Origin of the sequence: Blautia glucerasea (assembly GCF_013304385.1) — a bacterium.
Classification (GTDB): domain Bacteria; phylum Bacillota; class Clostridia; order Lachnospirales; family Lachnospiraceae; genus Blautia_A; species Blautia_A ammoniilytica.
Genome location: NZ_JAAITU010000044.1, coordinates 1 through 26,829 on the forward strand (window position 1 = coordinate 1; position 26,829 = coordinate 26,829).

24 protein-coding genes and 1 other annotated feature are annotated in these 26,829 nt (G+C 43.9%); of the genes, 22 read left to right on the forward strand and 2 right to left on the reverse strand.

The annotated features are described in order from the left end of the window. The first annotated feature begins 217 nt into the window (after window positions 1–217). The 8 genes from G5B11_RS14855 to G5B11_RS14890 all read left to right on the forward strand — a co-directional run bounded on the left by G5B11_RS14855 (window position 218) and on the right by G5B11_RS14890 (window position 5,868). Window positions 218–490, forward strand: coding sequence for an IreB family regulatory phosphoprotein (locus G5B11_RS14855; protein ID WP_158421089.1), 273 nt, complete (start codon window positions 218–220; stop codon window positions 488–490). 2 nt (window positions 491–492) lie between these two features. Beyond that, window positions 493–942, forward strand: coding sequence for a Holliday junction resolvase RuvX (gene ruvX / locus G5B11_RS14860; protein ID WP_173728904.1), 450 nt, complete (start codon window positions 493–495; stop codon window positions 940–942). Beyond that, window positions 942–1,196 carry a DUF1292 domain-containing protein gene (locus G5B11_RS14865; protein WP_158421091.1) on the forward strand — a complete coding sequence of 85 codons (255 nt, stop codon included), beginning with the start codon at window positions 942–944 and terminating at the stop codon, window positions 1,194–1,196. The genes ruvX and G5B11_RS14865 overlap by 1 nt, the downstream gene beginning before the upstream one ends. A gap of 71 nt (window positions 1,197–1,267) precedes the next feature. Then, complete coding sequence (locus G5B11_RS14870) at window positions 1,268–3,166, forward strand: ribonuclease J (RefSeq protein WP_244093039.1); 1,899 nt, start codon at window positions 1,268–1,270, stop codon at window positions 3,164–3,166. Window positions 3,167–3,192: 26 nt separating this feature from the next. Next, window positions 3,193–3,537, forward strand: coding sequence for a YlbF family regulator (locus G5B11_RS14875; RefSeq protein WP_158421092.1), 345 nt, complete (start codon window positions 3,193–3,195; stop codon window positions 3,535–3,537). A 38-nt stretch (window positions 3,538–3,575) separates the two neighbouring features. Continuing rightward, window positions 3,576–3,980 carry an endolytic transglycosylase MltG gene (locus tag G5B11_RS14880; protein ID WP_173728905.1) on the forward strand — a complete coding sequence of 135 codons (405 nt, stop codon included), beginning with the start codon at window positions 3,576–3,578 and terminating at the stop codon, window positions 3,978–3,980. After that, complete coding sequence (locus G5B11_RS14885; RefSeq protein ID WP_158421094.1) at window positions 3,977–4,642, forward strand: O-methyltransferase; 666 nt, start codon at window positions 3,977–3,979, stop codon at window positions 4,640–4,642. The genes G5B11_RS14880 and G5B11_RS14885 overlap by 4 nt, the downstream gene beginning before the upstream one ends. Continuing rightward, a complete protein-coding gene (locus G5B11_RS14890; protein WP_173728906.1) occupies window positions 4,627–5,868 on the forward strand; it encodes a peptidase U32 family protein in 1,242 nt (413 codons plus the stop codon). Before G5B11_RS14885 ends, G5B11_RS14890 begins: the two co-directional genes overlap by 16 nt. A gap of 39 nt (window positions 5,869–5,907) precedes the next feature. Here G5B11_RS14890 and sigK read toward each other — a convergent pair whose 3' ends face one another. After that, window positions 5,908–6,549 carry an RNA polymerase sporulation sigma factor SigK gene (sigK, locus tag G5B11_RS14895; protein ID WP_158421096.1) on the reverse strand — a complete coding sequence of 214 codons (642 nt, stop codon included), beginning with the start codon at window positions 6,547–6,549 and terminating at the stop codon, window positions 5,908–5,910. 163 nt (window positions 6,550–6,712) lie between these two features. On the opposite strand from sigK, the gene G5B11_RS18945 reads away from it, so the two are divergent. The 14 genes from G5B11_RS18945 to thrS all read left to right on the forward strand — a co-directional run bounded on the left by G5B11_RS18945 (window position 6,713) and on the right by thrS (window position 25,672). Next, window positions 6,713–10,252, forward strand: a complete 3,540-nt coding sequence (locus G5B11_RS18945; RefSeq protein ID WP_191868122.1) for a DUF5717 family protein — start codon at window positions 6,713–6,715, stop codon at window positions 10,250–10,252. Window positions 10,253–10,255: 3 nt separating this feature from the next. After that, entirely contained in the window at window positions 10,256–11,536 is a 1,281-nt protein-coding gene (locus G5B11_RS14905; protein ID WP_158421097.1) for a DUF5716 family protein, read from the forward strand. A gap of 13 nt (window positions 11,537–11,549) precedes the next feature. After that, on the forward strand, window positions 11,550–12,332 hold the full coding sequence (locus tag G5B11_RS14910; RefSeq protein ID WP_173728907.1) for a hypothetical protein: 783 nt from the start codon (window positions 11,550–11,552) through the stop codon (window positions 12,330–12,332). Between the two features lie 253 nt (window positions 12,333–12,585). Then, window positions 12,586–13,473, forward strand: a complete 888-nt coding sequence (locus tag G5B11_RS14915; protein WP_173728908.1) for a transporter substrate-binding domain-containing protein — start codon at window positions 12,586–12,588, stop codon at window positions 13,471–13,473. 129 nt (window positions 13,474–13,602) lie between these two features. Further along, entirely contained in the window at window positions 13,603–14,253 is a 651-nt protein-coding gene (locus tag G5B11_RS14920; protein WP_158421100.1) for an amino acid ABC transporter permease, read from the forward strand. A gap of 14 nt (window positions 14,254–14,267) precedes the next feature. Next, entirely contained in the window at window positions 14,268–14,954 is a 687-nt protein-coding gene (locus tag G5B11_RS14925) for an amino acid ABC transporter ATP-binding protein (protein WP_158421101.1), read from the forward strand. A gap of 145 nt (window positions 14,955–15,099) precedes the next feature. Next, a complete protein-coding gene (gene purB / locus G5B11_RS14930; RefSeq protein ID WP_158421102.1) occupies window positions 15,100–16,533 on the forward strand; it encodes an adenylosuccinate lyase in 1,434 nt (477 codons plus the stop codon). Between the two features lie 246 nt (window positions 16,534–16,779). After that, window positions 16,780–17,337 carry a LemA family protein gene (locus tag G5B11_RS14935; RefSeq protein WP_158421103.1) on the forward strand — a complete coding sequence of 186 codons (558 nt, stop codon included), beginning with the start codon at window positions 16,780–16,782 and terminating at the stop codon, window positions 17,335–17,337. A 34-nt stretch (window positions 17,338–17,371) separates the two neighbouring features. Continuing rightward, on the forward strand, window positions 17,372–19,345 hold the full coding sequence (locus G5B11_RS14940) for a DUF2207 domain-containing protein (RefSeq protein WP_158421104.1): 1,974 nt from the start codon (window positions 17,372–17,374) through the stop codon (window positions 19,343–19,345). Window positions 19,346–19,606: 261 nt separating this feature from the next. Further along, window positions 19,607–20,887: an adenylosuccinate synthase gene (locus tag G5B11_RS14945; RefSeq protein ID WP_173728909.1), complete on the forward strand. Its 1,281-nt coding sequence runs from the start codon at window positions 19,607–19,609 to the stop codon at window positions 20,885–20,887. Between the two features lie 74 nt (window positions 20,888–20,961). Next, on the forward strand, window positions 20,962–21,765 hold the full coding sequence (locus G5B11_RS14950; RefSeq protein ID WP_158421107.1) for an HAD family hydrolase: 804 nt from the start codon (window positions 20,962–20,964) through the stop codon (window positions 21,763–21,765). 324 nt (window positions 21,766–22,089) lie between these two features. Further along, the gene (locus tag G5B11_RS14955; RefSeq protein ID WP_158421108.1) at window positions 22,090–22,605 is read left to right on the forward strand and encodes an SEC-C metal-binding domain-containing protein; all 516 of its coding nucleotides are present in this window, start codon (window positions 22,090–22,092) and stop codon (window positions 22,603–22,605) included. A 12-nt stretch (window positions 22,606–22,617) separates the two neighbouring features. Beyond that, window positions 22,618–23,364: a YdcF family protein gene (locus G5B11_RS14960; protein WP_158421109.1), complete on the forward strand. Its 747-nt coding sequence runs from the start codon at window positions 22,618–22,620 to the stop codon at window positions 23,362–23,364. 51 nt (window positions 23,365–23,415) lie between these two features. Beyond that, window positions 23,416–23,637 (forward strand) — a binding site (T-box leader). 100 nt (window positions 23,638–23,737) lie between these two features. Continuing rightward, window positions 23,738–25,672 carry a threonine--tRNA ligase gene (thrS, locus tag G5B11_RS14965; RefSeq protein ID WP_158421110.1) on the forward strand — a complete coding sequence of 645 codons (1,935 nt, stop codon included), beginning with the start codon at window positions 23,738–23,740 and terminating at the stop codon, window positions 25,670–25,672. A gap of 282 nt (window positions 25,673–25,954) precedes the next feature. Here thrS and G5B11_RS14970 read toward each other — a convergent pair whose 3' ends face one another. Further along, on the reverse strand, window positions 25,955–26,824 hold the full coding sequence (locus G5B11_RS14970; protein WP_173728910.1) for a shikimate dehydrogenase: 870 nt from the start codon (window positions 26,822–26,824) through the stop codon (window positions 25,955–25,957). Between the last annotated feature and the right edge of the window lie 5 nt (window positions 26,825–26,829).

Genomic DNA, 26,829 nt, shown 5'->3' on the forward strand with positions numbered 1-26,829 from the left:
CAGGTACCATAAGGCCTGCAAGCATTTTTTCTTATATTCAACTGTCAAACTCCCGGGTAGCAGTGGAGAAATCCAAAGGGTATGGCATAAATGATATTATCACACTTCAGGCAGAGGACTTTTTGGACCAACATATGCTCCTTGGAAAGTTTTGATTGTATTTTACTGAGAATTATATTATTATAAAATAGAAATAATTTTAAGGACGTGAGAGACAATGGCAGAGAACAATCTGGGAAGTACACAGTATTTCCGTTCAAAACCGGACCAGGATCTGGAAGTTAAGGAGATTCTGGATCTGGTGTACAATGCGATGGAAGAAAAGGGATACAATCCTGTGAATCAGATCGTTGGTTATATTATGTCTGGTGATCCCACTTATATCACCAGTCATAAGGGAGCCAGAAGCATGATCATGAAAGTGGAACGTGACGAACTGGTAGAAGAGCTTCTTACTGAGTATATTAAGAACAGATCCTGGGAAGGCTGATTATGAGAATTCTGGGATTAGATTACGGTTCTAAGACTGTGGGAGTTGCAGTGAGTGATCCGTTAGGCATAACAGCACAGGGTGTGAGTACGATCTGGCGCAAGCAGGAGAACAAGCTTCGCCAGACACTTGCCCAGATCGAGAAACTTGTGGAGGATTACCAGGTGGAACGGATTGTACTTGGATATCCTAAGAACATGAATAATACAGTAGGAGAGCGGGCTTTGAAATCTCTGGAGTTTAAAGAAATGCTGGAGAGACGTACAGGCCTGCCTGTTGTTATGTGGGACGAAAGACTGACTACAGTAGAAGCGAACCGTACATTGATGGAATCAGGAGTAAGGCGTGAGAACCGCAAACAGTATTTGGATGAGTTGGCGGCTATTTTTATTTTGCAGAGTTACCTGGACGCATACGGACGGGAAGATGCAGTGAGAGAGGTTAATATCTGATGGAAAAGATCAAATTTCAGTCCGAGGACGGAATCGTAGAATTTTATGTTGAAGAGCAGACCACAATTGCAGGGATCACCTATCTCCTTGTTTCTGATTCGCAGGATGATGAAGCAAATGCCTATATTTTGAAGGATATCTCTGAGAAAGACAGTCAGGAAGCATGTTATGAGATGATCCAGGATGATTCGGAGCTTGAAGCTATATCCAGAGTCTTTGCCCAAATGTTAGATGACGTGGACCTTGAAGCATAAAATGGAGGACGAAGCGATTGAAAAGCGAAAACAATGAGAACAGGAACAGCAGCGGGCAGTCACCGGCTGCTATGTGGGGAACCAAAAAACAGTCCACAAATACAAAACAGAAAAATTATAATTATAAATACAAATCAAAATCAGGATATAACAGGCAGAATTCGAAAAGTACAGGCAAGCCGGCAGTAAAAGCTGCTGTGAAACCAGAAGCAAAGGCAGTTGTAAAGCCATCACCAAAGCCGGCAGAAAAGCCATCCAGGCAGCTCCCCAAGAATCCTGTAAAGGGTGTAGTGAAAAGAGGCAGAAAGTCCGGTTATACAGGTAAGAAGCTAAAGATCATCCCGCTGGGAGGACTTGAGCAGATCGGTATGAATATTACAGCTTTTGAATATGATGACAGCATTGTAGTAGTGGACTGCGGTCTTGCTTTCCCTGAGGATGATATGCTGGGTATCGACCTGGTGATCCCGGATGTGACTTATTTGAAGGATAATATTTCCAAGGTTAAAGGATTTGTGATCACCCATGGGCATGAGGATCATATCGGGGCATTGCCTTATGTACTCCGGGATGTAAATGTGCCGATCTATTCCACAAAGCTGACCCTGGCACTGATCGCCAACAAGCTGAAAGAGCACAATCTTACCAGGACAACTAAATTAAAAGAAGTAAAGCATGGACAGGTTATCAATCTTGGCGATTTTTCTATTGAATTTATTAAAACAAACCACAGTATCCAGGATGCATCAGCTCTGGCTATCTACTCACCGGTAGGCATTGTTGTCCACACCGGAGACTTTAAGGTGGATTATACACCTGTATTCGGAGATGCCATTGACCTGCAGCGTTTTGCCGAAATTGGCAGAAAGGGAGTGCTGGCACTGATGTGCGATAGTACCAATGCAGAGCGTCCGGGATTTACCATGTCTGAGCGGACAGTGGGTCATGTTTTTGACAATTTGTTTAATGAGCATAAATCTTCCAGGATCATTATTGCCACTTTTGCGTCCAACGTAGATCGTGTACAGCAGATTATTAATACTGCATACCGGTTTGGCAGGAAAGTGGCAGTTGAAGGACGCAGCATGGTAAATGTTATCACCACTGCTGCAGAACTGGGATATCTTCGGGTACCGGATCAGACCTTGATCGAGATCGACCAGGTAAAGAATTATCCGGATGAGCAGGTAGCACTTATCACTACTGGAAGTCAGGGAGAGTCTATGGCAGCGCTTTCCCGTATGGCAGCCAATATCCATAAGAAGATCACTATAAAGCCTAATGATACGATTATTTTCAGCTCAAACCCTATCCCTGGCAATGAGAAAGCTGTATCCAAAGTAATCAATGAGCTTTCTATGAAGGGGGCAAAGGTTATTTTCCAGGATGCCCATGTTTCCGGACATGCCTGCCAGGAAGAGATCAAGCTTCTTTATTCCCTTGTTCGTCCAAAGTATGCCATTCCTGTACATGGTGAGTACCGCCATTTGACTGCACAGAAGCATGTTGCAGAAGAACTGGGATATTCTGATGAGAATATATTCATTCTTTCATCCGGCTGTGTGCTTGAGATGGATGGACAGGATGCAGAAGTAACTGGCAAGGTGCATACTGGTGCGATCCTTGTGGATGGACTTGGTGTAGGTGATGTAGGGAATATTGTGCTCCGTGACCGTCAGCATCTTGCAGAAGACGGGATCATGATCGTTGTTATGACACTTGAGCGTCACAGCAATGTAGTACTTGCAGGACCAGATATTGTTTCAAGAGGATTTGTTTATGTGAGGGAATCTGAGGACTTGATGGATCATGCCAGAGAGACAGTGGAGAATGCGCTGGATGAATGTCTGGAGAAGAATATCACAGACTGGAGCAAGATCAAGACAAATGTGAAAGATGCATTAAGCGATTATGTTTGGAAGAGGACAAAGAGAAGTCCTATGATCCTGCCCATTATTATGGAGGCGTAGCCTCCAGGGAGGTACAAAAGAAATAAATGGATACGAAAGTAATTGAAGAAAAGATCGATTCCCTGCTGGATGCTGTTAAAAACAGCAGGGAATATGAGGAATACAAAAAACAGGAAGAACTTCTGGATCAGGATCCGGATTTGAAGGCAAGGGTTTTTCAATTCCGCAGTAATAATTTTCGGATGCAGAATGAAACCGGAAGGGATGATCTGTTCCAGGTGGCAGAACAGCTGTCAAGGGAGTCCAAAGAGCTTCGCAGGAATCCGCAGGTGAATGCATACCTGGATGCAGAGCTTGCCTTATGCAGGCTGATGCAGAAGATCTGTATCCGTGTGACAGAAGGAATCCATATACAGATTCCGGAGTTCTGACAGATGGCCACAGGAAAGCCTATGTAAAGGAGGTTGTAATGGGAAATACCAGAGACAAGATAGGAAAAGCCGGACTGGTTTTTGCAGGCGGAGTGTTCCGGATCGCATTGTACGTATGTGTTGCAGTGTTTATATTCTGGGCAGGAAAGACTACCTATCAGTTTGGATATGACATATTTAACCAACAGGCAATGAGCCCTGGGGATGGACAGGAAGTAACTGTTGTGATCCCAGAAGGATCTTCTGAATATCAGATCGGAGAGATTCTGGAAGCCAAAGGACTGATCAAGGATGCCAAGGTGTTCTATGTACAGGAGAAATTATCCAATTACAAAGGACAGCTGAAAGCTGGTACATATTTGCTCAGTACAGCATATACACCTACCAGGATCATGGGGATCCTTGCAGGAGATACAGAGCAGGAAGGGGTAAGCAATTCGTGATCGTAGAAGAGAGAATGCGGACCTTTATTAATTCCCTGGATACCGGGAATACACCATTTCTTGAAGAATTGGAGCAGTATGCTTTGCAGGAAAGGGTTCCGGTGATCCGCAGGGAAATGCAAAGCTTCATAAAGATGCTTCTGGCACTGCAAAGACCGAAGCGCATTCTTGAGGTGGGGACAGCCATTGGCTTCTCCACACTTCTTATGTGTGAATATGGTCCTGCAGATGTACAGATTACTACTATAGAAAATTACGAAAAAAGAATTCCCCTGGCAAAGGAGAATTTCAGAAAAGCCGGGCAGGAGTCAAAGATCACCCTTCTGGAAGGGGACGCAACAAAGATACTGGCCGGTCTTTCTGGTTCTTATGACCTGATCTTTATGGATGCTGCAAAGGGACAGTACATCCACTGGCTTCCGGATGTGATTCGCCTGCTTAAGAAAGGAGGGGTTCTCTTGTCTGACAATGTGCTGCAGGATGGAAATCTTATAGAGTCCCATTACATTGTGGAAAGGCGTGACCGGACGATCTACAAAAGAATGCGGGAATATCTGTACCAGCTGAAACATGATCCATTACTGGAAACATCCATTCTTCCCCTGGGAGACGGAGTGACTGTAAGTGTGAAGAAGGAGGAAATAGAATGGGAGAACCATTAAAAAGACCTGAACTGCTTGTTCCAGCCAGCAGTCTGGAGGTGTTGAAGATTGCGGTTATTTTCGGGGCTGATGCAGTATATATCGGTGGAGAAGCTTTCGGACTTCGTGCAAAAGCAAAGAACTTTTCTCATGAAGATATGTTTCAGGGGATTGCTTTTGCCCATGAACACGGGGTAAAAGTATATGTTACGGTGAATATCCTGGCACACAATTATGACCTGGAAGGAGTGCGGGAATATTTAAAAGAATTAAAAGAATTGAAACCGGACGGATTGATCATTGCAGATCCAGGTATATTTACTTATGCCAGGGAGATCTGCCCTGAGATTGAATGCCATATCAGTACCCAGGCCAATAATACCAATTATGAAACCTTCCTTTTCTGGCACAGGCTTGGAGCAAAGCGTGTAGTTACAGCAAGGGAGCTGTCTCTGGAAGAGATTCGTCAGATCCGGGCACATATCCCGGAAGATCTGGAGATTGAAACCTTTGTCCATGGGGCAATGTGTATCTCTTATTCCGGACGCTGCCTTCTCAGCAATTATATGGTGGGAAGAGATGCCAACCGGGGAGCCTGCACTCATCCCTGCAGATGGAAATATTCCATTGTAGAGGAGAAACGCCCAGGCGAGTATATGCCTGTTTATGAAAATGAAAGAGGCACTTATATTTTTAATTCCAAGGATCTTTGCATGATAGAGCATATGGATGATATTATGACCAGCGGCATTGACAGTCTGAAGATCGAAGGCAGGATGAAAACGGCTTTGTATGTAGCCACGGTTGCCCGTACCTATCGGAAAGCCATTGATGATTATATGGAATCACCTGAGAAGTATCAGGCAAATATGCCTTGGTACCAGGAGCAGATTTCCAATTGTACTTATCGTCAGTTTACAACCGGATTTTTTTATGGGAAGCCGGACAGCAATACCCAGATTTATACAGATAATACCTATGAGAAGAATTTTACTTATCTGGGCTTTGCAGAGGCTGTTGATGAAAGCGGTCGTATCCAGATCACTCAGAGAAATAAGTTTTCTGTAGGTGAAACCATACAGATCATGAAGCCGGATGGACGGAATCTGGATGTAACTGTCCGTGGGATCTATGACTGTGATGGCACATCAATGGAAAGTGCACCTCATGCCCAGCAGAAGCTGTGGATCGATCTTGGGGCAGATATCCAGGAGTATGATATTCTGCGAAGAGAAGAAGAACAATAGACATATTTACGACAACTGTGAATGTCCAGCAGTTGCCGTTTATGAAAAATGCCTTTGCCCGGCTGGGAACAATTTCCGAAGCTTGGTCAGGGCATTTTTTTCAATGCGGGAAACATAAGAACGGCTGATGCCCATCTGTCTGGCAACCTCCTTCTGTGTCAGCTCCTGCTGGCCGAAAAGACCGAAACGGCAGCAGATCACCTGGTATTCCCGAGTGTTTAAAACCTTATCTATGGACTGAAAAAGAAGCTTTAAATCTTCACGTATGGAATAATCTTCTACCACATCTGTAAGAGGACTTTCAATCACATCTAAAAGACTGATCTCGTTTCCTTCCTTATCCATTCCGATTGGTTCATAAAGAGAAACTTCCCTGGAAAATTTTTTTCTGGAACGAAACATCATAAGAAGCTCATTATCAATACATCTGGCTGCATAGGTGGATAACCGGGTGGATTTGCTGATATCAAAAGTAGAAATCGCCTTGATCAGACCGATGGTGCCGATGGAAATAAGATCATCCAGGTCTTCCTCGCCGCTCTGATACTTTTTAACGATATGGGCTACCAGACGGAGGTTGCGTTCTATCAGGATTTTCTTTGCCTCTTCATTTCCCTCCTGGTATTGTTGAAGATAGAAGCGTTCCTGTGCAGGAGTCAGGGGTTTCTGGAAAGTCTTCAAGTCCGCACCTCGAAAGGGATTTCTCTATATTCTATGCCGCAAAATGGAAGCTGGTGCTTTTCCAACTTGGATTTGCTTCTAATTTTGCGTTGAAATAGAGCTGTAAAATCATTATAATGGAAAACAGTACAGCGAATAACAAAAGACAGTAAGGTGAAGGATATTGAAGAAAAAAACAGAACAGCTATTAAATGGAAAATTTGAATATGAACAGCCCCATCTTCTTTTTTCAAAAGAAAAGATTTCCCTGACCCTGAAAGCAGGAGAAACCAGGCGGGGAGAAGTATATCTTGGAACCGAAGATAACTGCAGGATCCGGGGATATGTTACATCCTCCTCCAGACGGCTGGTGCCGGGTCTTGATAAGTTTACCGGAACAACAGTCTGCCTGCCATATGGTATTGATGCAGTAGGCATGGAACCAGGACAGGATCTGGAAGGCTGGATCTGCTTTACCACCAATATCGGAGAATACAGACTTGGTTTTGAGATACATGTAGAAAAAGAAGAATTAAAAACAGCGAAAGGTACAGTGAGTGATCTGGAAGAATTCTGCCAGATTGCAAAAAAAGATTTCAGAGAAGCCTTTCGTATTTTTACTGATCCTTCTTTTTCCTCTTTGTTAAAGAATGAAGAGGATCAGAAAAAGGCTCTTTTTGCCGGGCTTTCCAGACAGCCAGTGACTTACCAGCATCTGGAGGAATTCCTGATCGGTATTGGCATGAAAGAGCAAGTGAGCGTTTCTTTGAAAGACCCTGGTGCCAGATACTACGAAGTGAAGCAGGATATGCAGGAGGCTTTTCATATCCACAGAAGCGGATGGGGACATCTGCGTCTGGAAATAGAAGCATATGGGGATTTCCTGGAGATTCCCAAGAAGGTTGTTACAGATGAAGACTTTATTGGCAGCTATTATGAAGTGGATTATCTGATCAGCTGTGGCAAGCTGGGGGCAGGCAACCAGTTCGGTAAGATTGTAGTAAAAAGTCCTTATCAACAGCTTACTTATGAGCTTCTGGTGTCACGAACACCAAAGGTAGAGGTTAATGTGCGGGTAGTGGAGGAGCAGCACAAGCTGGCTATCCTTAAGGACTACCTGGATTTCAGGTGCAATAAAATGGATGCTTCCACCTGGGCGGCAAGCACTCATTATGAGCTGAACCAGCTGCGTGAAAATGGATGTGATTATCCAGAATATCAGATGTATGAAGCTTTTCTGCTCCATCAGGAAGGAAATGATGAAGGAGCAGTGCAGATTCTTGAAAAATACCAGGACAAAGCCTTTACAAAGGACGACCTGGAATTTGCAGGATTTTACTTGTATTTGTGTGTGGAAACAGGGATTTACAGAGATCAGGAGCAGGCTCTTAGGAAGCTTCGCAATTTCCATATGCAGAAAGAGGATAGCTTTACTCTTTTATGGGTATTGCTAAGAAAGGATCCTGAGCTTTGCCAGTCATCGTCCAAGGCGATTTTTATGATGGAGGAGCTTTATGAAAAAGGATGTAAAAGTCCGTTCCTGTATTTGGAGGCTTGGGAGCTGGTAAGCAGGAATATTTCCCTTCTGCACAGATTAAATGGGTTCTGGGTACAGGTATTTTTGTTTGCTGCAAAAAGGGATCTGCTAACCCAGGAGCTGGCTATGCGTATTGCCTATTTGTCCGGATATGAGAAGAATTATAATGAAAGTCTTTATCGTGTGTTGGCAAAAGGGTATGAGTACTTTCCATCTGAGGATACCCTGGAAGCAGTGTGCAAATATATCATAAAAGGGAATCCCAGGAAACCTGAATATTTTATATGGTACAGCCGGGCTGTACAGCAGGGATTGCGGATTACCAGATTGTATGAGTACTATGTGGAGACCATGGATATGGCCGGCCAGCAGGAACTGCCCAAGCCTCTGCTTATGTATTTTACTTATAATAATGATACGCTGGGGGATAACAAGAAAGCATTCATTTATTCCAGGGTAATTGCTGATAAAGAAGCAGATCCAGCAAATTATCAGAGTTATCAGAAGAGTATGGCTGTTTTTGCAAAGAAAAAGTTGTCAGAAGGATGTATGAATGAACATTATGCGGCAATCTATCAGGAATTTCTTACAGACCCAAAGACAAAGGAAGAGGCAAACGCTATTGCCGGCAGGATGTTTACTTACCGGCTTTTCTGTGATGACAAAAAGATCCGCAGTGTGATCGTAAAGCACAGCCAGATGGCTGAGGAAGAAGTGTACCCATGTGTACAGGGGGTGGCTTATCCAAGAATCTATACAGAGGATGCGGTGATCCTTTTCCAGGATGAGCAGCAGAGACGGTATGCTTCTACCGTTGGCTATAATTTGAAAAAGATGTTGGACGAAGAAGAGATGATGCCAAAGGTGCTGGCTTTTGGTGTGGAGGAGACAGGTGTGCTGCTTCACTATTGCATGGAGCATCCTATTTCCAGGGATGATCTGGAACTTTTCCAGAAGCTGGCCGGACTTCCTGGAGTGAGCAGTGATTATAGGGGAGGAATCCGCAAAGAGATCCTGGATTATTATGCTGGTCATATCCATGGGGAAGACCTGGACGGATACCTGAAAAGGTTGGATTGCAGGGAATATGCACTGGTAGACAGGGAAACTTTGTTGTCTGTATTGATTTCCAGAGGGCTTTTTCCGCAGGCAGCAGCCATTGTGGAAGAGTTTGGCTTTGAAGGACTGGATATGAAGAGTCTTCTGAAGCTGGTAAGCAGGATGATCATCCGCTGTGAAATGGCAGAGGACGAAGAATTGCTGGCACTGGCATCTGAAGTATACAGAAGCGGGATTTATGATGAAGTAATCCTTCAGTATCTGATGAAGTATAGGTTTGGGCCAATGGACGAGATGTTTTCTATCTGGAAAAGTGCCAAAGGCTTTGAAATGGATACTTATGATATGGAAGAAAAGCTGCTGGGGCTTCTGATCTTTACCTCTGACTATCGAAAAGAGGGAGAGAGTATTCTGGCAGATTATATCAAGCATAAAGGAAAAGAAAGACTGATCGGTGCTTATCTGACACAGGTGGCATATGGGATTTTTGTTAAAGAGTTTTCCATGAGTAGTCTTGTGAAAAAATCCTTGAAAAAGGCATATCTGGAAAAGTGGCCGGTAGATTTGATCTGCCATCTGGCGCTTTTTAAAGAACTTGTAAGGGAAAAAGGAAAAAGCGAAGAGATCCTTTCTATGGAGAGAGAGCTTCTGAAGGAATGCATGGACAGAAACATGGAGTTTGCCTTTTTCCATAAATTATCTGCAGAGCTTCTCAGCCCTTATCAGCTGGATGATAAGACCTATGTAGAGTTCCACGGCAGTCCAAAGTGGAAGGTTACACTGTTTTATGCATTGGATACTGGCCTTGGAGCAGAACCGGAATACAAAAATGAACCACTTTATGATATATACGAAGGGATCCGCACAAAGGCATTTACACTTTTCTATGGGGAAACCCTGCATTATTATTTCCAGTCAGAATATAAAGGGAAAATAAAAAAGACTGCAGAACGTACTATGACCATGAGCCGGGTGGAAGGCGCACCAGGCAGCAAATATCAGATGATCAACCAGATCCTGTCAGCCAGAAGGCTGGACAAGGATGCAGAAGTAGCTGCAAAGCTGAAACAGTATCTGCGGCAGGAACAGTATGTGAATGAGATGTTTGTGATCAGGAAAGAGGACTAAGGGATGAATGAGATTCGGGACTTGATTATTGGTATTGACTTTGGCAAGGAATACTCCCAGATCTGTTATTATGACAGAAAGGGTGATGAGCCCAGGTCTGTTTCCATGAAGGTGGGCAGCGAACAGTTTGAAGCCCCTACCCTTCTCTGTCACAGAGGAGAGCATAAGGATTATTGTGTAGGTCTGGAGGCTGAATATTTTGCAAGAGACCGTGGGGGCATACTGATTGACAGTCTGTATGATCTTTGCAGAAAAGAGGAAGCAGTGCAGGTGGGCACAGAAACAAAGCAGCCTTGGGAGTTGCTGGCAGTATTCTTAAAAGGAATGCTGAAATTTTTAGGTGTAATGGATGTGGTGAAAAATACCAAATGCCTGGTGATCACTGCGCAGGAGCTGGATCAGGTGCAAGTGTCTAATTTTCAGAGAGCTTGCCAGGCGCTGGGCTTTTTGGAGGATAAGTATCTGCTTCTTGATTACGGAGAAAGCTTTTTCTACTATATTATGACCCAAAAAAGAGAAACCTGGAACCGAAGCGTAGGCTGGTATGATTTTAACGGGGACAGGGTGCAGTTCCGTAAGCTGGTGATGCAGGGCGGAGGTCCTGTACTGGTGCAGCTGGAAGATCTGGGAGAGTGCAGCCTTACAGGGCTTTTGACCGAGGAGGCGGAAGCTTCCAGAGAAAAAGCAGCCTTGCACCGTGATTCGGATTTTCTGGCTTTCATTCAGAAAACTCTGGGAACAGATCTATATTCCAGCATTCAGATCACCGGCAAGGGGTTTGATCCAAAGTGGGCTAAGCAATCTGTAAGACTATTGTGCCAGCAGAGAAGAAAAGTGTATTTTGGAAACAATCTTTTTGCAAAGGGAGCCTGCGGAGCAGGTAAGGAAAAAACAGAGGACAGGAATCTGAAAGGCTACCGCTACCTCAGTCCTTCCTTGGTGCTTACAGATGTAGGTATGGAAATGCGGGTGATGGGATCACCTACCTACTATCCGTTGATCCATGCAGGAGTGAACTGGTATGAATGTAAAGCCGGCTGCGAATTGATCCTGGATGATACAAAGGAGCTGGTGTTTGTGGTGAGTACCATGGGACAGGAAGGTAAGAAACGTATTTCCATGGGGCTTCCAGGACTGCCTGTGCGTCCAAATAAAACTACCAGGCTTTCCCTGGAGCTACAGTATATTTCCAAAGATCTGTGCAGGATCACAGTAAAGGATCTTGGCTTTGGAGAAATGTATCCCTCCAGCGGCAAGGTATGGAAAGATTCTGTAAAGTGGTAAGGAGGAACGAGGAATGAGCGGATATATTTTATGTCAGACTAAAAAAGCCAGATCTCCTTATTTTATCCAGAATATCAGCACCAATATCTATACACTGGAAGAATTGTGTTATTATCTTTATCACAATATTTATCTGGTGGATCAGACGATTATCAATGAAGCATTGTGCAGCTGGATCGCCCAGGAACTGGAGCTTCCAAGGCTGGCTGCAAAGCTTCGTCCTAAGCTGGGTAAGTTTGCAAGCGCAGAGGATATTCTGTATCCTGTTTTCAAGGAGATCAATTATCTTACATATGAAGAGCTTCGCACATTAAATGCAAAGCTTTCCAAGATGGATGCAGAAGCCCCTGTAGTCCGTGAGAAGAAAAAGGGAGATGCATTGGTAGAGAATGGGATGCTGGTAAGTGCCATCCATGTATATGAGAAGCTTCTGAAAAAAGAAGGACTGGAGCAGGGACAGGCAGGGCTTACAGCACAGATCTATCACAATCTGGGATGTGCCTGCAGCTATCTTTTTCAGATGGAAAAGGCAGTGGAATGCTTTTGGCATGCGCATCAGCTGGATGAAACAGAGCAGTCCCTGATCACCTATCTTCTTGCTTATAAAAGCATCCGGACACCTATTGAATATGAAAGCCGTCTTACTGCACTGAATGTAAGCGACCAGGTAAAAGAGACTGTGCAGCAGGCTCTGGAACGGTTTGCCAAGAAGCCGGAGATACCGGTGTATTCTCAGCATATTGATGAGTGCCTGGTAAAATTTACAAAAGAATATCATAGAAGCACAGGTTCCTGATTCAATAAGGAACCTGTGTTTCTATGATAACTGTGGATTGTTTCGTACTTGTGTATTTCAACAATCCTGGTATTTACAAAAACTCCTCTTGACAGCTATGGATTCCTATGCTACCATATCAACATGCTTTAATACGGTAGAGTGACTACGTGCTAAAGAAATGGTAACAATTTATCAAGCAGTGAACAGTTACGAAAAGAATGGTTTTAGAACATGAATTTTTTTAAAGGAAGACGAAGAGGAGGATCACAATATGAAGAAAAAGATGATGGCTGCAGTTCTGGCAGCAGTAATGGCAGTGGGAATGGTATCTGTTGTTCCGGTTTACGCAGATGCAGACAGCAAGACACTGGTGGTAGGCTTTGATGCAGAATATCCGCCTTTTGGATACATGAATGATGATGGAGAATATGTAGGCTTTGATCTTGATCTGGCTCAGAAAGTTTGCGACAATCTTGGTTGGGAGCTGGTGAAAACACCGATTATGTGGGACAGCAAGGATGCAGACCTGAATTCTGGTATTATTGACTGCATCTGGAATGGATTTACCATTAACGGTCGTGAGGATGACTATACATGGTCAGACCCATATCTGAATAATGAGCAGGTAATGGTTGTGGCAGCAGATTCCGGTATTGAGAAGCTGTCAGACCTGGCTGGTAAGAATGTGGTTGTACAGACTGCATCCGCTGCACTGGATGCACTGAACAGTGATGACAACAAAGATCTGACTGCAAGTTTTGCTTCTCTTACTGAGAATGAGAACTACAATACAGCATTTATGAACCTGGATTCAGGTGCAGCAGATGCCATTGCTGTTGATATCGGGGTTGCCAAATATCAGCTGTCCAAAAGAGAAGAGGGCAAATATGTGATCATGGATGAGCCTATTCAGAGTGAGCAGTATGGTATCGGCTTTAAGAAGGGCAATGAAGAACTGAGAGATACTGTATGGGCAGAGGTTATGAAGCTGTATGAGGCTGGCGAAGTAGAGAAGCTTGCCCAGCAGTATGAGGTTGCTGATATGCTGTGCATCGGAGACGATGATGCACAGGAGACTTCTGAGACAGAAGATACTAAGACAGCAGATGACAGTGAAACAGAAGCTGAAACAGAAGCAGAAGAAACAGAGGCAGAGTGATAAATTTTGATGACGGCTGTCACCTGAAAGAGGTGGGAGTCTTCTCGACTGAGATAAAACAGGACGAATGTATAACAGACAGAGGGTACAGCTTGCACCCTCTGTTGTTGTGCTAATGGAGGAAAGTATATGGATTTAAGTACAATGTTGGAACAGCTGGCAGGCGGAATGGTCACTACTGTGGAAATTTTCTTTGTGACTTTGATCTGTTCTCTGCCACTGGGGCTTCTGATATGTTTTGGAAGAATGTCAAAGAATAAAATATTGAAAGGAATCGTATCTGCTTATATTTCGGTGATGAGAGGAACACCGCTGATGCTGCAACTGATGGTGGTTTATTTTGGCCCTTACTTTATTTTCGGGATCCGTATATCCAGAGGTTACAGTCTAATCGCAGTGTTTATCGGATTTGCTATCAATTATGCTGCTTATTTTGCAGAGATTTACAGAGGCGGGATTGAATCCATGCCTGCAGGACAGTATGAAGCAGCACAGATTCTTGGGTATAGCAAGTCCCAGACCTTTTTCAGGATCATCCTGCCACAGGTTATTAAAAGAATCCTTCCGTCCATCACCAATGAGGTGATCACTTTGGTAAAAGATACGTCCCTTGCATTTGTAGTATCTGTTGCCGAAATGTTTACCATTGCCAAACAGATTGCAAGTGCCCAGACTACCATGACTCCGTTTCTGGTTGCTGCCATCTTCTATTACATTTTTAACCTTATTGTAGCTGTAGCTATGAACAAGATCGAGAAAATGATGAATTACTACAAATAAGGGGGAAAAGTAAAATGATATTATTTGAAATGAAACATATTAAGAAAAGCTTTGGTGCACTGGATGTGTTAAGAGATATCTCGCTGGAGGTAGATAAAGGAGAAGTGTTAAGCATCATTGGGCCTTCCGGCTCCGGAAAGTCCACGTTGCTTCGGTGTGCTACAGGGCTTGAGACACCGGATGCCGGCGAGATCGTAAAAAACGGGGAAGTAGGTCTGGTATTTCAGAACTTTAATCTTTTCCCTCATTTTTCTGTGCTGAAAAATATTATTGATGCACCGATGCGTGTGCAGAAGCGTAAAAAAGAAGAGGTGCTGGTGCAGGCAAGAGAGCTTCTTAAAAAGATGGGACTGGAAGGAAAGGAAGATGCATATCCTTACCAGCTGTCTGGCGGTCAGCAGCAAAGGGTTTCCATTGCAAGGGCACTTTGTATGAATCCAGATATTTTGTTTTTTGATGAGCCTACTTCTGCACTGGACCCGGAGCTTACCGGTGAGATCCTGAAGGTGATCAAGGCCCTTGCTGCAGAGCATATTACCATGGTGATCGTAACTCATGAGATGACTTTTGCAAGAGATATTTCAGACAGGATTATTTTTATGGATGATGGTGTGATCGCTGTAGAAGGTACACCTGAGCAGGTATTTGCTTCCGAACATGCCCGTATGAAGGAATTCCTGGGTAAATTCCATCAGGGTTGATGCCTTTTTGGTTGCTTTTGCATGGGCAATGTTATATAATTTTAGACGAATAAGTATGTTTATCCGTAAAAAGCGGGGAAACATACATTTTATCATGTGCAGGAACTGTCAGTTCCTGAATATACAAAGAAATAGGAGAACGAAGATGAGCACAGACAGATACACAAGTCCGTTATCCGAGCGTTATGCAAGCAGAGAGATGCAGTATATTTTTTCACAGGATATGAAGTTCCGTACCTGGAGAAAGCTGTGGATCGCACTTGCAGAGACAGAGAAAGAACTGGGGCTTCATATTACCCAGGAGCAGATCGATGAGATGAAAGCCCATGCAGAGGACATCAATTATGATGTGGCAAAAGCAAGGGAAAAGGAAGTCCGTCATGATGTAATGTCTCATGTGTACGCTTACGGAGTTCAGTGTCCCAAGGCAAAAGGAATCATCCATCTGGGAGCTACCTCCTGTTATGTAGGGGACAACACAGATATCATCATTATGGTAGAAGCATTGAAGCTGGTTCAGAAGAAGTTGGTGAATGTTGTTGCAGAGCTGTCCAGGTTTGCAGACAAATACAAGGATCAGCCCACACTGGCTTTTACACATTTTCAGCCTGCACAGCCTACTACAGTAGGGAAAAGAGCAACCTTATGGTGTCAGGAGTTCCTTATGGATCTGGAAGATCTGGAGTATGTACTAGGAACCATCAAGCTGCTTGGCTCCAAAGGAACTACAGGTACACAGGCAAGCTTCCTGGAGCTTTTTGACGGAGACCAGGAGACTATCGACAAGATCGATCCAATGATCGCACAGAAGATGGGATTTAAGGCATGCTATCCGGTATCCGGCCAGACCTATTCCAGAAAGGTTGATACCCGTGTTGCAAATATCCTTGCAGGTATTGCTGCCAGCGCACATAAGATGTCCAATGACATCCGTCTTTTACAGCATCTGAAAGAAGTGGAAGAGCCTTTTGAGAAGTCTCAGATCGGATCTTCTGCTATGGCATACAAGAGAAATCCTATGAGAAGTGAGCGTATTGCTTCCTTATCCAGATATGTGATGATAGATGCATTGAATCCGGCTATCACCTCTGCCACCCAGTGGTTTGAAAGAACTTTGGATGATTCAGCAAATAAGCGTCTTTCCATTCCGGAAGGATTCCTTGCTATTGATGGTATACTGGATCTGTGTCTGAATGTGGTTGATGGGTTGGTTGTTTATCCTAAGGTGATCGAGAAGCATATGATGGCTGAACTTCCGTTTATGGCTACTGAGAACATTATGATGGATGCAGTAAAGGCAGGCGGAGACCGCCAGGAACTGCATGAGCGTATCCGTGAGCTTTCCATGGAAGCAGGAAAGACTGTAAAGGTAGAAGGAAAGGATAACAATCTTCTTGAACTGATCGCTGCGGATCCTGCTTTCAACCTTACATTGGAAGAACTGCAGAAAACAATGGATCCTAAGAAGTATGTTGGCCGTGCAAAAGAGCAGACAGAAAGCTTTGTTGCAAAGGTAGTAACCCCTGTGCTGGATGCCCATAAAGAGATGCTTGGCATGCACGCAGAGATTAATGTATAACAGCCATTTATCTCAGTCGAGAAGACTCCCATTTCTTTCAGGTGGTAAGTAACAGCAAGTTCGTCTCAGTGGGAGTCCAATCTCCGACTGAGATAAACGCTCCGCGAGGATGCGCAGTGATTCTGTAAAGAATATGTCAGCTTACGCTGACCAGAATCACGCGCCAAGTCTCGCGGCTGCTCGACTTGAAAGCTGTGGCTGTTCTGGAAAGCCTGATGGTTTTCCGTGATGGAGGGAGAAAGAAAAATGTTAAAAATTGTGATTATTGTACTGGCAATAGTTGTACTTTTGGTGCTCTGGCTTGTGTCCTCCTATAATGGATTTGTCAGACTTCGCAACAAAAGCGAAGAAGCCTTTTCAGCTATGGATGTATCCTTAAAGAAACGGTATGATCTGATTCCTAATTTTGTGGAAACTGTAAAAGGTTATGCCAAGCACGAACAGGACACACTTCAGGCTGTGATCAATGCCAGAAATATGGCTATGAATGCCAACAGTCCGGAGCAGAAAATAGCAAATGACAATGCACTTTCAGGTACACTGAAAAGTCTGTTTGCACTTACAGAAAGTTATCCGGATCTGAAAGCAAACCAGAACTTTCTGAGTCTGCAGAATCAGCTTTCCCGTATTGAGGAAGAAATTGCAGGTTCAAGAAGATACTATAATGGTGTTGTTAATAAATACAACACGAAAACAGAGATGTTCCCAGGCAATATTCTTGCGTCACTTTTCGGCTTCAAGAGAAAACCTCTTTATGAAGTAAATTCTGATGCTGAAAGAGAAAATGTAAAGGTTTCTTTTTGACATCAAACAAGAAACCTGAGCAGGAGGAGAAAGTATGCTTAAGAAAGTCAGCCTGTCAACAATATTCCAGATCGGCATACTGGTTGTTATTGGAATCATGTTTTGTATGACAGGGAATATCCTGGGAGTGGTAAGCGGTGACAGCAGCACCCTTGAATATGACCACAATATGGATACTGAGAATTACCATGTGGAAGTGACCATTGGGGAAGACAACAGTTACCTGGTAAGTGAGACGATCCAGGTGGACATGCTTAGGGAACGCCATGGAATTTACCGCTATATTCCAATGAAAGGCACCATTCAGAATGTGCAAGGGGAAAAGATCCCTTATTTTGCTGATATAGAGTTGGAATACTGCAATACAAATGTAGAAGAGAGTACAGACGAGGGTTTCTATGTTCTTAAGCTTGGAGATGCGGATCATACGGTATATGGCCCACAGACCTATTACATGGAGTACTCAGTTACACCGTTAGTACAAGAAAAAGCATATACAGATGTATATTACAACCTGTTTCCTTTAAGCTGGCAGAATGTGATTCCAGAAGGCAGCAGCTTTATAGTAAGCTTTCCAAAGAATTTTGATCATGAAAAGCTGGAATTATATTATGGAAGTTACGGATCGACTGCAGATGGGAAGGAACTGATGGATCTTGTCTGGGATGGGAATACCCTGGAAGGTACGCTGACCCAGGATATGGAATTTGGCAGCGGCATTACCATGTATGTCCAGATGGGAGATGATTATTTTACAGGAAGTAATCTGATCCCTCCTGTGAATACGATCCTGGTGGCTGCTTCCGTGGTGATCCTGGTGCTGGTGATCTTTATGTTCCAACATTTCGGGAGGGACGAAGAGATCATTACATCTGTACAGTTTCAGCCCCCTGTAGATCTGGACAGTGCAGCAGTAGGGTATATTATTGACGGCAGTGTGGAGGATAAGGATGTTTTGTCCCTGATCCTTTACTGGGCAGACAGAGGTCATCTTCAGATCAAAGATACCGGCAAGAAAAAGGATCTTACACTGATAAAGACAGCACTTCCATTGCCTGTGGATGCTCCCAAATATGAAAGAACCCTGTTTGATAAGCTTTTCAAAAAAGGGGATTCTGTCAGGATTTCTAGCCTGAAATATAAATGTGCAGGTACAATTGATACGGTTAAGAGCCAGGTTAAGGATTATGTGAAGGCAAAGGGCGGTCTTTATACCACTTCCTCTACTGTGGCAAGAGTGTTTGCTGTTCTGATCAGCTTTGTGCCCATGTGCATCTTTCTTGTGATGATGCTTGTGCTGAATAAGTTTTGGATCCTGCAGCAGATTTTCAGTGTGTTTTCACTGATTCTGATGGTGATCGGTATGGTTCTTCTTTGCTCTGCTGTTGATAAATGGCATGGCAGGCGAGGTGCCGGCCGTATTGGAGGCGGGTTCATAGGAATCTGTTTTTACCTGTGTGGGATTGCACTTGTGACAGGTATTTATCTCTCCGGCTTAAGACAGCAGAATGTGTTTGATTTTACACGTGGGCTGGCAGTGGCAGCAGTGGCATCCTTTATATGCCTGTTCTTTACAGCATTTATGAAAAAAAGAACTGAAAAATGTGTGGATTGGATGGGACGTTTGCTTGGGCTTAGGGAGTTTATTAAAACAGCAGAGCTTGACCGTTTGAAGGCAATGGCAGAAGATAATCCGGAATGGTTTTATAGTGTACTGCCATACACCTATGTGTTCGGTCTTTCTGATGTATTTGCAAAGAGACTGGAAACCTTAGCTATTCCTGCACCTGAGTGGTATGTAAGCAGTTCCCCGGATTACGTAACATGGAATTATTATATGTTCAGCAGGCAGATGTCAAAGAGCATGCAGCATGTAACAAGCACCCTTACCAAGGTGGATCCGGGAAGTTCATCAGGAGGCGGAAGCAGCGGAGGATCTTCCGGTGGAAGCAGCAGCGGAGGCTTTTCTGGCGGCGGTTTTGGCGGCGGAGGCGGCGGAAGCTGGTAATGTGGTTTTAGAAATATCAGCTGGGAGATGACTCCCACCTCTATAGGTGGTGAGCAACAAGCTGGTATCAGTGGTGGGAGTCAATCCCCCAGCTGATATAGCCTCCGGCAGGATTGCAGAGGTGCGCAGGAGAAGTATGTCATGCAATTGCATGACGCGCACCTCGCAGCAAGAATGCCGAGGCATTCTTGAATAAAAAAATAGTATAGGATGTTTCCGGATTTACGGTAAACATAAAAAGACACGAGGAGGAATTGTGTTATGATCAAAGCAGTAGTAGGCGCTAACTGGGGCGATGAGGGAAAAGGAAAGATTACCGATATGTTGGCTCAGGAAGCGGATGTTGTTGTAAGATTCCAGGGAGGAGCTAATGCAGGACATACCATCGTCAATGACTATGGCAAATTTGCACTGCATACACTTCCATCTGGTGTATTTTCCGGTCGTACCACAAGTGTGATCGGAAATGGTGTGGCACTGGATATTCCTGTATTTTTTAAAGAATATAATGAGATTGTCAGCAGAGGCGTACCGGCACCTAAGATCCTGATCTCTGACAGAGCACAGATCGTTATGCCTTATCATCCTCTGTTTGATCAGTATGAGGAGGAAAGACTGGGAGGCAGATCCTTTGGATCTACCAAATCAGGTATTGCACCTTTCTATTCCGACAAATATGCAAAGATCGGTTTTCAGGTAAATGAACTGTTTGACAATGAGAAACTGAGAGAGAAGGTTGAAAGCGTTTGCCAGGTTAAGAATGTTATGTTAGAGCATCTTTACCATAAGCCGCTTCTGAATCCGGATGAGATCATGGATAAGCTGATGGAATACAAAGAAATGGTTGCTCCATATGTAGGAGACGTATCTCTTTTCCTGTGGAACGCACTGAAAGAAGGGAAAGAGATCCTTCTTGAGGGACAGCTTGGTTCCATGAAAGATCCTGATCATGGTATCTACCCAATGGTTACATCTTCTTCTACACTGGCAGGCTATGGTGCCATCGGTGCAGGAGTTCCTCCATATGAGATCAAGAAGATCATTGCTGTAAGTAAAGCATATTCCAGTGCTGTAGGTGCTGGTGCATTTGTATCTGAGATCTTTGGTGATGAGGCTGATGAACTGAGAAAACGCGGTGGTGACGGCGGTGAGTTTGGTGCTACTACCGGACGCCCAAGACGTATGGGATGGTATGACTGTGTTGCATCCAAGTATGGCTGCCGTATCCAGGGAGCTACAGATGTGGCTTTTACAGTTCTTGATGTTCTTGGATATCTGGATGAGATTCCGGTTTGTGTAGGATATGAGATTGACGGTCAGGTAACAACTGATTTCCCAACTACCTGCAAGCTGGAAAAAGCAAAACCCGTACTGGAAAAGCTTCCGGGATGGAAATGTGATATCCGCGGAATCAAGAAATACGAAGATCTTCCGGAAAACTGCAGAAATTATATTGAGTTTATTGAGAAGCAGATCGAGTGCCCGATTACAATGGTTTCAAACGGACCGGGAAGAAATGATATTATTTATAGAAACAGGTAAAAGTTTTGAGGGACCGGCCAGTGGAGAACAGCTTGCTGGCCCCTCTTTTTATCTGTCAGGAAGGCGGAAGTATTATGAAAAATTTAAAAAAGGCAGCTGCGATTTTAGGAATAGTGGTTCTTCTGCTGGCAGCCTGTATGCCAATGTTTTTTGCAATGACAGACAGCAATCTGTTCAGGGCTTCCTGGGGAGTAGCCATTCTTGTGCCTATTCTTGGATATCTGTTTTGGATGATGTACAGGCTGCTGGATAAAAGAAAAGGGAGTGCAGAGGGTAAAATGAAAAATGTGATTTTTGATGTAGGACTGGTTCTGGTTGACTTTGACTGGCAGGGGTATCTTAAGTCTTTTGGCTTTCCAGAGGAAGAGAATAAGCTGATCGGTGAAAAGGTATTTCTCAGCCAGCAGTGGAATGAGAGAGATCGCGGCCTTTATGATGAGGAAACTTACGTAAAGGCTTTTGAAAGAGCATTACCGGAATATGCACAGGATGTAAGGAAGGTTCTGGAAGGTTCCGGTAAAACTATTAAGGTGCGGGATTATGCAGATACCTGGACAAAGTACCTGAGAAGCAAAGGGTATCGTCTGTATGTGCTTTCCAATTACTGTGATTATGCATTAAAACAAACAAGAAAGGATCTTACTTTCCTGAAAAATATGGATGGGATCATTTTTTCCTGCGAAGTGCAGCAGCTGAAACCGGAAAAGGATATTTATGAAACCCTGCTGGGCAGATACGGGCTGAAAGCAGAAGAAAGTGTATTTCTGGATGACAGGGCTGAGAATTGTGAGGCGGCCAGACAGCTTGGCATCCATGCCATCCAGTTTCATGATTTTAAGCAGGCAGTGGCCGAGCTGGAGAAGCTGGGCATAAAATAAATGCGGAAAGCAGTCCTTATCTGTACCGCATTCCGCATTTTCCAGGGGAGGATATAAGTTACAGTAACTGTTTGGTACCGGCAGAAGCCTGCCTGCTGAACAGTTACTTTTGCTTTATCATTTGTAATGACGTCATTGAAGGGGTTCAATGAACAATCATAGTATAGGCATATAGAATTGATTTTATACATGGAAAAAAACGCGTAATCTGCTAAAAGAATTGCGTAATGATTTAAAAGATGTTATAATAGATGAAATCCGGTCTGCAGATGCAGGACCTAAGGAAATGAAAAATGAATCTTATTTGAAAAGAGGAACCAAGAAATGAGCGACAAGACCATTTTAGAGCAGTGGCGTGGGATTGCCTATGATCAGCAGGCAGACCGCAATAAACTCCAGAGATTCTGGGCAAATTATTTTAACATTGAAAAAGGTATTTATGAGCAGCTTTTAGAGAATCCGGATGAGGTTGTTACCGGCACAGTAAAAGAGCTTGCTGAGAAATATGGACAGGAAGTACTTACCATGGTAGGTTTCCTGGATGGTATTAATGACAGCCTGAAGGTGAAGAATCCTATTGAGACTATGGATGAGAATACAACTGTAAGTCTGTGCTTTGACAAAGAACTTCTGTATAAGAATATGGTAGATGCAAAAGCAGACTGGCTGTATGAACTGCCTCAGTGGGATAAGATCTTTACTCCTGAGAAGAGAAAAGAACTTTATTTGGAGCAGAAGAAGTCAGGAACTGTGATCAAGCCACATAAAGTAGGCCGTAATGATCCATGTCCTTGCGGAAGCGGCAAGAAATATAAATATTGCTGTGGCAGAAATAAATAAAACGGTTTTTTGATGAACGTATTCATTTTTTCGGCAGGTATTCTTTGCCTGACCTATTATATAGTAATTATTATCCATGCAGGTATTACGGCAGATTTTGCCTGGATCTGGCCTGCAGGAACTGTTCTTTTGTGGGGATGGTGTCTGGTCAGACGACACATGGAACGATATGAACTGCAGCTTCCTGACTGGATCAGTATGGCAGGTTATGTGCTGCTGGCAGCAGGTATTTGCTTATTTACATTTCTGTTGATCTGTGTGATCCACGGGATGCAGGCAAAAGGAAAACCGGGACTTGAGTATGTAGTTGTTCTTGGGGCGCAGGTGAGAGGGCAGAAGCCATCAAAGGCATTGAAGATGCGTCTGGAAGCGGCCAGGGCTTATGCCAGGGAGAATCCTGATACTGTCCTGATCTTGTCCGGCGGGCAGGGACCTGGTGAAGATATCACAGAAGCAAAGTGTATGGCAGAGTATCTGCTAGTACATGGGATAGGAAAAGGGCAGATGATCCTCGAGGAACGGTCTGTAAGTACCAGGGAGAATCTCGTTTTTTCTGATCAGTTGACTGGATGCAGTCATGGGAATTGCGGGATCTTGTCCAATAATTTTCATATTTATCGTGCACTGTGTCTTGCAAGAAAGTTAGGATATCAGGATTTATGCGGTATCGGAGCAAAGTCGGATCTGATCATGCAGGTACATTATGTGATACGGGAGACAGCAGCCCTAATAAAAGAAAAAATATCCGGGAATATCTGAGTCAGCCCATTGACAAACAGAATTTCCGCATATATAATGAGTGCGTAATAAGGAAAAACGATGAAGAGAAGAGTAGGCTGCAGAACGATTCAGAGAGAGACATATAGGTGTGATTGTCTTATCGTAAAGTAGTTGAAGACCACCTCCGAGTGACTTTAATACAGTCCGGTGATTCCGTTATCATCAAATAAGTGGCCATTTTATACGATAGTATCAGCAGATAGTATGATCTGGCAAGCAGGGTGGAACCGCGAATGTTTATTCGTCCCTTACAGTGCATATGCATTGTAAGGGATTTTTTTGTATAATTTCATAAAAAAAGAGACGCATCCGTTGGGAACCCTCACATTAATAAGTGAAAAGGAGAAAGAACATGGTTGTCACATTAAAAGATGGATCTAAAAAAGAATATTCCGAACCAAAGTCTGTTATTGAGATTGCTTCCGACATCAGTGAAGGACTTGCCAGAGTTGCCTGTGCAGGAGAACTGGACGGAGAGGTTGTCGATCTTAGAACAGTTATTGATAAAGACTGTGAGCTCAGCATTCTTACATTTGAGGATGAAGGCGGAAAAGCTGCATTTCGTCATACAGCATCCCATATCCTGGCTCAGGCACTGAAAAGACTGTATCCGGATGTGAAGCTGGCGATCGGACCTTCTATTGCAGAGGGATTTTATTATGATATTGACAGTGAGACACCAATCCAGACAAATGATCTTGCAAAGATCGAAGCTGAGATGAAAAAGGTGGTAAAAGAAGCACTGCCTATTACACGCTTTACAAAGCCAAGAGAAGAAGCAATTGCTTATTTTGAGGAAAAAAATGAGCCTTACAAGGTAGAATTGATCCAGGATCTGCCAGAAGGTGCCGAGATCAGCTTTTATCAGCAGGGTGAGTTTGTAGATTTGTGCGCAGGTCCCCATCTGATGAGCACAAAACCTGTCAAAGCATTTAAGCTTACCAGTCTTGCTGGTGCATACTGGAGAGGCAGCGAGAAGAATAAGATGCTTACCAGGATCTATGGTACTGCTTATACCAAGAAAGCAGAGCTGGAAGAATACCTGAACCGTATGGAAGAAGCAAAGAAACGTGACCACAGAAAGCTTGGTAAAGAGCTTGGTCTGTTTATGATGAGTGATGAAGGACCTGGCTTCCCATTCTTCCTTCCAAAGGGTATGGTTCTGAAGAATACACTTCTGGATTACTGGAGAGAGATCCATCAGAAGGCTGGATATGTGGAGATTTCCACACCTATTATCTTGAACCGTCATCTGTGGGAAACATCCGGACACTGGGATCATTATAAAGAGAATATGTATACAACAGTGATCGATGAGCAGGATTACGCCATCAAACCAATGAACTGTCCTGGCGGCATCCTTGTATATCAGTCAGAACCACGTTCTTACCGGGATCTGCCACTGCGTATGGGTGAGCTTGGTCTTGTCCATCGTCATGAGAAATCCGGTCAGCTTCATGGCCTGATGCGTGTACGTTGCTTTACACAGGATGATGCCCATATCTTTATGATGCCTGAGCAGATCCGTGACGAGATCAAAGGCGTTGCAAAGCTGATCGATGAAGTATACCAGCTGTTTGGATTTAAATATCATGTAGAACTTTCCACACGGCCTGAGGATTCCATGGGAAGTGACGAAGATTGGGATATGGCGACTACAGCACTTCAGGGTGCTTTGGATGATTTGGGTCTGTCCTATTCTGTAAATGAAGGAGACGGAGCATTCTATGGTCCTAAGATTGATTTCCATCTGGAAGATTCTATTGGAAGAACATGGCAGTGTGGTACGATCCAGCTTGACTTCCAGCTGCCAATGAGATTTAACTGCGAATATATCGGAGCTGATGGAGAGAAGCATCGTCCGATCATGATCCATCGTGTTGTATTTGGTTCTATTGAGCGTTTCATCGGTATCCTGATTGAGCATTTTGCTGGTGCATTCCCTACATGGCTTTCACCAGTACAGGTAAAGGTACTTCCTATTTCTGACAAATATATGGATTATGCAGGAAAAGTACTTGATGACCTGAAGGAAAATGGTATCCGTGCAGAAATCGATACCCGTGCAGAGAAGATCGGTTACAAGATCCGTGAGGCGAGACTGCAGAAGATTCCGTACATGCTTGTTGTAGGTGCAAAGGAAGAGGAAGAAGGCAAGGTTTCTGTAAGAAGCCGTTTCCTTGGTGATGAAGGAGCTAAAGACCTGAGCGTATTTGTCTCTGATATTAAAGAGGAGATCAGAACACGAGCAAACCGTAAGGTTGAAGTGCAGGAAGAAAAGAAATAAACCAGCAAAAGAAATAAAACAGTAAAAGAAATTATGAAAGGACTGCAATCCGGGAAAAACCTGCGATACAGTCCTTTTGTAAAATGGAGGTTTATCTCAGTCGAGAAGACTCCCACCTCTTTCAGGTGGTGAGTAACAGCAAGTTCGTCTAAGTGGGAGTCCAATCTCCGACTGAGATAAACGCTCCGCGAGGATGCGCAGTGATTCTGTAAAGAATATGTCAGCTTACGCTGACCAGAATCACGCGCCAAGTCTCGCGGCTGCTCGACTTGAATCTGAACTTTATTCTGAGAAGAAAGCCGCTTTGGTCTGTTCAACTGGCATATCCTGGCCAGTCCACAGACGGAAGGCTTCTGCACCCTGATACAGAAGCATATACATGCCGTTAAAAGTATGACAGCCAGCAAGCTTTGCTTCCTGCAGAAAACGGGTTTCTCTGGGATTATAGATCACATCAGAAACGATCAGATCTTTATGGTATATGGAGGTATCTGTGATGATAGCATTCTCTGTATTTGGAGCCATACCAAGGGATGTGGCATTTAAAAGCAGGTAGCTTTTTGAAATGGCATTTTTAAGAGCCTGCTGATCCTGGTTTTCGTGAAGATAAGCATTGCAGGGCAGATTATGGTTGATGTTATCCACAAGCCTGCGGGTGCGATCCCAGAAACGGCTGGTTTTCCTGGCGAAAATGTGTATATCCTTTACTCCGTCCAGTGCTGCCTGTGCACAAATAGCAGTGGCAGCTCCACCAGCACCCATTATGGTAAGCGTCTTCCCGATAAGGTCATAGCCGGCGTCCTGTACTGCACGCATATATCCCATACCATCTGTATTATAACCGATCAGTCTGCCATTATCATTTACAACTGTATTAATGGCACCGATCAAAGAAGCAGCAGGAGATAGTTCGTCCATAAGCTCTACTGCTTTGTTTTTGTTTGGCATTGTCAGATTAAAACCGCGGATACCACAGGTTTTCAGTCCCTGTACAGCAGCAGGAAGACCCTCTTCTCCTACATCAAAGCAAAGATATACGTAATCAAGCCCTAACAGACGAAAGGCTTCATTATGCATGGATGGTGAAATACTGTGTGCAACCGGGCTTCCAAGAAGAGCAGTAAGTTTTGTATGGCCAGTGATTGGAATCATAATAT